This window comes from Bacteroidota bacterium (assembly GCA_034723125.1).
GTDB lineage: Bacteria > Bacteroidota > Bacteroidia > CAILMK01 > JAAYUY01 > JAYEOP01.
The window spans coordinates 1-5,775 of sequence record JAYEOP010000036.1; the positions used below are offsets into that span (position 1 = coordinate 1).

The 5,775-nt window shown below is 25.7% G+C and carries 6 protein-coding genes; 5 read left to right on the forward strand and 1 reads right to left on the reverse strand.

The features are described from left to right. Nucleotides 1-172: 172 nt before the first annotated feature. The gene (locus tag U9R42_01335; protein ID MEA3494657.1) at nucleotides 173-2,398 is read right to left on the reverse strand and encodes a hypothetical protein; all 2,226 of its coding nucleotides are present in this window, start codon (nucleotides 2,396-2,398) and stop codon (nucleotides 173-175) included. A 387-nt stretch (nucleotides 2,399-2,785) separates the two neighbouring features. Between U9R42_01335 and U9R42_01340 the strand changes: the two genes are divergently transcribed. The 5 genes from U9R42_01340 to U9R42_01360 are packed head-to-tail and all read left to right on the forward strand — an operon-like array spanning nucleotide 2,786 to nucleotide 5,766. Beyond that, nucleotides 2,786-3,187 (forward strand): hypothetical protein, encoded by a 402-nt coding sequence (locus tag U9R42_01340; GenBank protein MEA3494658.1) that lies wholly within the window; start codon nucleotides 2,786-2,788, stop codon nucleotides 3,185-3,187. A gap of 7 nt (nucleotides 3,188-3,194) precedes the next feature. Continuing rightward, complete coding sequence (locus U9R42_01345; GenBank protein ID MEA3494659.1) at nucleotides 3,195-3,605, forward strand: hypothetical protein; 411 nt, start codon at nucleotides 3,195-3,197, stop codon at nucleotides 3,603-3,605. Between the two features lie 16 nt (nucleotides 3,606-3,621). Next, nucleotides 3,622-4,398, forward strand: a complete 777-nt coding sequence (locus U9R42_01350) for a polyphosphate polymerase domain-containing protein (protein MEA3494660.1) — start codon at nucleotides 3,622-3,624, stop codon at nucleotides 4,396-4,398. After that, on the forward strand, nucleotides 4,367-5,059 hold the full coding sequence (locus U9R42_01355) for a DUF4956 domain-containing protein (GenBank protein ID MEA3494661.1): 693 nt from the start codon (nucleotides 4,367-4,369) through the stop codon (nucleotides 5,057-5,059). The genes U9R42_01350 and U9R42_01355 overlap by 32 nt, the downstream gene beginning before the upstream one ends. Before the next feature lie 14 nt (nucleotides 5,060-5,073). Next, nucleotides 5,074-5,766, forward strand: coding sequence for a DUF2490 domain-containing protein (locus U9R42_01360; protein MEA3494662.1), 693 nt, complete (start codon nucleotides 5,074-5,076; stop codon nucleotides 5,764-5,766). Nucleotides 5,767-5,775: the final 9 nt, after the last annotated feature.

The window sequence follows — 5,775 nt, forward strand, 5'->3', positions numbered from 1 at the left end:
CACCGAATAAACAACTTAATGACAATTAAATGACAGCGAAGCAAATGACCACTAAATGACTATTGAAACAAATAACCAAATAACCAAATAACCAAATAACCAAATAAACAGATAAACAAATCCTCCTTCGCTAAAGCTACGGAGGAGAATCTAAACAATTCCTCAAAATCACTTACAGCTCATATCTTAGATAATCAAGCATCATTGGTATTTCTTTAATATTTACTCCTTGTTTTGCAAGGTAATTTTTATCAGCAAACAATACTTTTAGAAATTCTTTAAGGTTGTTATCTTTTTGGAGGATACTTCTTTTATAAAAATCAATTGCATTTTTCATTTTTCCATTGCACCATTCAATATGCCCGAGATTTATCAAATCAAATTTTGTAATTTCGTTTTCAGGAATTTTTTCGTAATATTTTTTTGCTTCAGGAAGTTTGCTTTGAGCAAAATAACACCATGCTATTGGTCTGAGTATTTTTGTATTGTCGGGTGCAAGATATTCAACTTTAAAATAATGTTTTAGTGCTTTTTCATAATTATCTAAGGAAAGATAGGAGTGCCCAAGATATGCTTGAATTGATAAGTTTTCAGGTTCAAGTTTTTCTGCTTCAAGGTAATATTTTAGAGCATCTTCATTATTTTTTAGTTGTCTTTGGCAAAAGGCAATTTTTTTAAGATTCCAGAAATGATTTTTGTCAAAGAGTTCAGCTTTTAGGTAGTAGTCAAGGGCGTTCTTGTAGTCTTGTAATTTTTGGTATGAATAAGCGGTTTTTTGAAACAGTTCATAGTTGCTTTCACCTTTTTTCTCAAGCTTAAAATAAATATCAATTGCTTCTTTGTAATGATCTTTTTCAAAATAATATTCGGCTATTCGTCTGATAATTGCATCATCTTTTATTAATTCATTGAAAAAGAAAGAATTATGGATGTCGAGTTTTAGGTTAAAAATATCATAGAACTGATTTTTTTCAGGAAATAGTTTGTAAAATCTGTAAAGATCTTGAATGTATTGAGTGAAAATTATTTTGCTTTCAGATTTTTTATCAAGTTTCGTATCTTCTTCTTCAAGTTCTTTTAAGCCTTGCATTTCAGCAATAAACAGTTCGAGCATCATGGCCTTTTGTTGAGCAGGCATGTTTTTATAATTCAAAATAAAAGAATATTTATCTGAATTGCAGATAAATGGAATGCTTTTTAAAGTTTTTAGTAGTTTGCTTACCTCATTTTCAGGTTCATCTTTTAATTCTGTTTTAATAGTTTTATTTTCAGGATAAAATGGAACAAACCAATTGTGCATATCATTGAAAAAAGGAAAATGTTTTAATTTGGAAAAAGCTCCCATAAAAATATCCGTTCCTTCCATTTGCATATTTGAAAATTCTTCAATCTTTTTGTAAAGTCCTTCAGAGTCTTCAAAGATTTTTCCCCAGTCAGGATTTTTATCTTCATCTTCGTTTTCTTTTGAAAGAATATTTTCAAGGTCAAGTTTCTCTGTAAGTTTTGGAGCGTTTTTCACTATCTCAGGAACAATTTCTTTTTCGAATTTCTTAGTGAATTTTTCAGTGTCTTTTGATTTAATCAGTTGAATAATAATTGATTCAAAATGTTCTTCGTATTCAGCTTTGTAAAAATTACGAATATTATCCATCAATTCAGGGTAAAGATGAAGACGATTATCGTGAAAATATAGGCTAATAACAAGTCCTGATAATGCTCGTTGCCATACTTGTTTTTCCTTATGTTCTACAAATTCAATAAGTAATTTTATTTTTTCTGTATCAAAACATGTTAGTGAACTAAATGTTAATGCTGTAACTATAAGACTTTTTTCCTGCCAAGGAAAACCATCAGCATCAATAATATTTTTTACAAGTTCAATGTCTGCTTCATAATATTTATTTGTAAGCCAAATCCTGTTAAAAATTGCATAAAGTTTTTCAAGCTGTTCACTTTGTTTTTGATTATCATTTGTAGTTTCACCAATTTCACTTTGCATAAGTAATTCATCAAGTTCAATATTTGATGTAAGTTCATTTACAATTTTTCCTGCTTCTTCTTTTGTAAAATGTATGTTGCTAAAGTTTTTCCTTTTGTTTAAGAGAGTCATTTCATGACTGTTAAAAAGAACATTTTGTTTAACTACATCAGCAAGACTTAATGTTGAAAGTAATAATTTTTTATAAATTTCAGGTCTTTCATTATCTTCTATGCCTTCTACCGTATGACTTAAAATTTGTTTATAAGTTGATATATTTTTATTCAATTGGTTTGATAAATCTGAATTTGGATTAATATCCAATAGTTGTTTTATTAATCTCAAGGAATCTAAAAGCTGTTTTTTTGATATTAATTTACAAATAATATCATGTTTTTGTTCAATCTCTTTTCTGTTCATAATTATTGATAGTAATAAAATTTGGGCTAATTTACAAAAAATCAAATGATTTTCAAAAATATATGTAAAAATTGTACCATTGGTATTTATTCATAATTTTATCTATCAAAATCATATTTCATTAAAAGCTTGTTGAAATTCTAAACAGATTTTTGTATCTAATGGATTATCAGTTGAAAAGACTGAAAATCTTTTCTTTTATCTATGAAAATGAATTTAATTATTAAACTTATTGAACTTATTTTTGTCAAAATGTCATTGTGAATTAGCTAATAATTAAAATGTTGAGATATTATTGAGCTTATTCAATGAAAAAAATATATTTTTGTTCAATAATTTAATAGAATAATTCATTACAACCGACTACATTATTAAAAAAAGAAACGAATGAAGAAGATAGTTTTAAGTATTTTTGTTGTTATTGCAATTTTTTTGCTTCAATCTTGTGAGAAAACAGAAGGCGAAGGAGGAACTGCAAGTATTATAGGAAAAGTTTTTGTAAAAGACTACAATTCTGAATTTACAACTTTAAAAGCAGAATATTATGCTCCTGATGAAGAAGTTTTTATAGTTTATGGCAATGATGTAGTTTATAACGATAATTTTAAAACTCATTATGACGGAACATATCTGTTTGAATATTTGAGAAAAGGTAAATACACAATATTTGTTTATTCAAAAGATTCAAGTGGTGTTTCACCTTCAGGAATTATTACTGTTGAAAAAGAAGTTAATATTACTGAGGAAGGACAAATTGTTGAAATTGAAGATATTATAATATTAAAATAATTTATTAATGAAAATATATTTTATAATATTTAGTATTTTACTTAGCATTTCTGTTAATGCTCAAAGCAAAAAAGAAATAAAGAAAAATGCTATTGAATCAACTACTGTTTGGAAGTATAATTATAAATCGGGAAAAGAGAAAAAGCAAAAAGAATCGGTACTGAAATTTGATAAAAATGGTAAGATAATAGAAAAAATAAAATATGATAAAAATACCGGTAAAATTAATAAGCATATTGTTTTTAAATATGACAGTAACGGAAATAAAATAAAAGAAACATCCTATTATCCTGATGGAAAAGTAAAAAAAGTTGCTAAATATACCTATAACGGGACATTAAAAACAGAGAAAAAAGTTTATGATGACAAGGGAAAATTAGTATCAAAGAAAAAATATATTTATACAATTAAAAAATAATAGAAGTTAAAAATAATTGGAAAACTTTAGGGAAATATTAAATGACTTTTCACCTACTACCTTAGATGAAATGGATAATGTGAAACTTATGAATCGCACTGATACTAAGTTTGTTTTTAATGTTGAACAGTTATTTTCTATTTTGGAAAAAGCAAAAGACTCCTACAAACTTTTGAAAATAAATAATGAAAACTACCTTGGATATGAAACATTATATTTCGATACAATTAATTTTGATATGTACAATGCCCATATTAATGGGAAACTAAATCGCTACAAAATACGACAAAGAAAATATCTTATTTCTGATTTAAACTTTCTTGAAATTAAATTTAAAAACAATAAAAGAAGAACAATAAAAAAGCGTCTTAAAATTAAATCAATAGAAACAGATATATCAAAAAAATCAAAAAAATTTATTGAAAATAATTCAACATTTTTTCCAGATTCCCTTGAAGCTAAATTGGAAAGTAATTTTTCAAGATTAACATTAGTTCATAAACAAAAGAAAGAACGAATAACAATAGATATAAATTTAAATTTTAAAAAAGAGAATGCTAAAATAGAATTACCATTTTTAGTTATTGCCGAAGTTAAACAGGACGGTTTTTCAACTCAATCAGATTTTATGCAAATATTACATCAAGAAAATGTTCAACCTATTGGGGTGAGTAAGTATGCTATTGGAACGTTATTGTTAAACAAAAATTTAAAATATAACAGATATAAAAATAGATTATTAACCTTAAAAAAAATTAGCCATGATAAATTTTATTCAGACGTTTTTGCTTGATGTTGAACTTTTCAATATTGACCTAATTGATGTTGAAGATTCTTTAGAGTTAGTTGCCCGATTCTTTTTCAACACATTGATAATTGTTATCATTGTACGATATATTTATTATCCGATATCCAAACGTAAAGATTACTTATTTACCTACACTTTGATTGCTACGGTTATTTTCCTTTTATGCTTTATGCTTGAGAATGTTAAACTTCAATTAGGATTTGCACTCGGATTATTTGCAATATTTGGAATTATTCGTTACAGAACACAGCAAATAAAAATTAAAGAAATGACTTATTTGTTCATAGTAATTGGTGTTTCTGTAATAAATGCACTTGCTAATAAAAAAATAAGTTATACTGAACTCCTATTTAGTAATGTTGCAATAATAACAGTTACTTATTTATTAGAAAAGAGAATGCTATTAAGACATGAATCACGTAAAGTTATTGATTATGAGAAAATTGATCTTATTAAACCTGAGAAAAGAAAAGAATTATTAGCAGACCTTGAAAACAGAACAGGATTAAAAATAAAAAGAATAGAGATAGGTAAAATCAATTTTTTAAGAGATATTGCAAGAATTAGATTGTATTATTATGAAGATGAAATAAATTATGCTGACGATGTTGATGATTATGATAATAGAGATGATGATGATGATTAAAATAAAATAAAATTTTGAAAACAAAAAACACATACACTAAAGTATTACTGATAATTACTATTGTTTTATTTAGTTTCAGTTCAAAACTCTTTTCACAAGAAAAAGACTTTTCTCTGTGGTCGGAAATACAATTTGAAGTTGAATTGATAGAGGATTTTAAATTTTGTATTTCTGAAGAATTTCGCTTTGATGAGAACATCTCAAGAATTGATAAATATTATACGAATTTAGGATTTAAATATAGAATTATTAAGCAAATTAGAGTAGCAGTTTATTATCGCTTTTTGCAAAAACAAGAATTAAATTCCTCTTATAGCAGTAGGAATAAATTTTTTAGCGATATTAAATTAGAAAAGGATATTAATCGTTTTGAAATTTCATTCAGGTCGCGTTATCAAACAAAATATACTGATTATTTTAGTAGTGAAAATGGAAATATCCCTGCAAATAAATGGCGTAATAAACTAAATATTGATTATGACATAAAAAATTCACCTATAAAACCCTTTTTATCATCCGAGATATTTTATCAAACAAATAATAATGAAGGAAATAGGATTGACGAACTTAGATTTAAAGCAGGGATGGATATTGGAATAAATGAACATCAGGAAATTGAATTTTCATATATTCTTTCAAAGGAAATAAATGTAAAAAACCCATTAACAAATAATATTTTTAGTGTAGAATATTCTTTTGCATTTTAAACTTATTAG

Coding starts and splice junctions, on each gene's coding strand:
- U9R42_01335 (MEA3494657.1), bottom strand. CDS start 2,398: ATGAACAGAAAAGAGATTGAACAAAAACATGATATTATTTGTAAATTA.
- U9R42_01345 (MEA3494659.1), top strand. CDS start 3,195: ATGAAAATATATTTTATAATATTTAGTATTTTACTTAGCATTTCTGTT.
- U9R42_01340 (MEA3494658.1), top strand. CDS start 2,786: ATGAAGAAGATAGTTTTAAGTATTTTTGTTGTTATTGCAATTTTTTTG.
- U9R42_01355 (MEA3494661.1), top strand. CDS start 4,367: ATGATAAATTTTATTCAGACGTTTTTGCTTGATGTTGAACTTTTCAAT.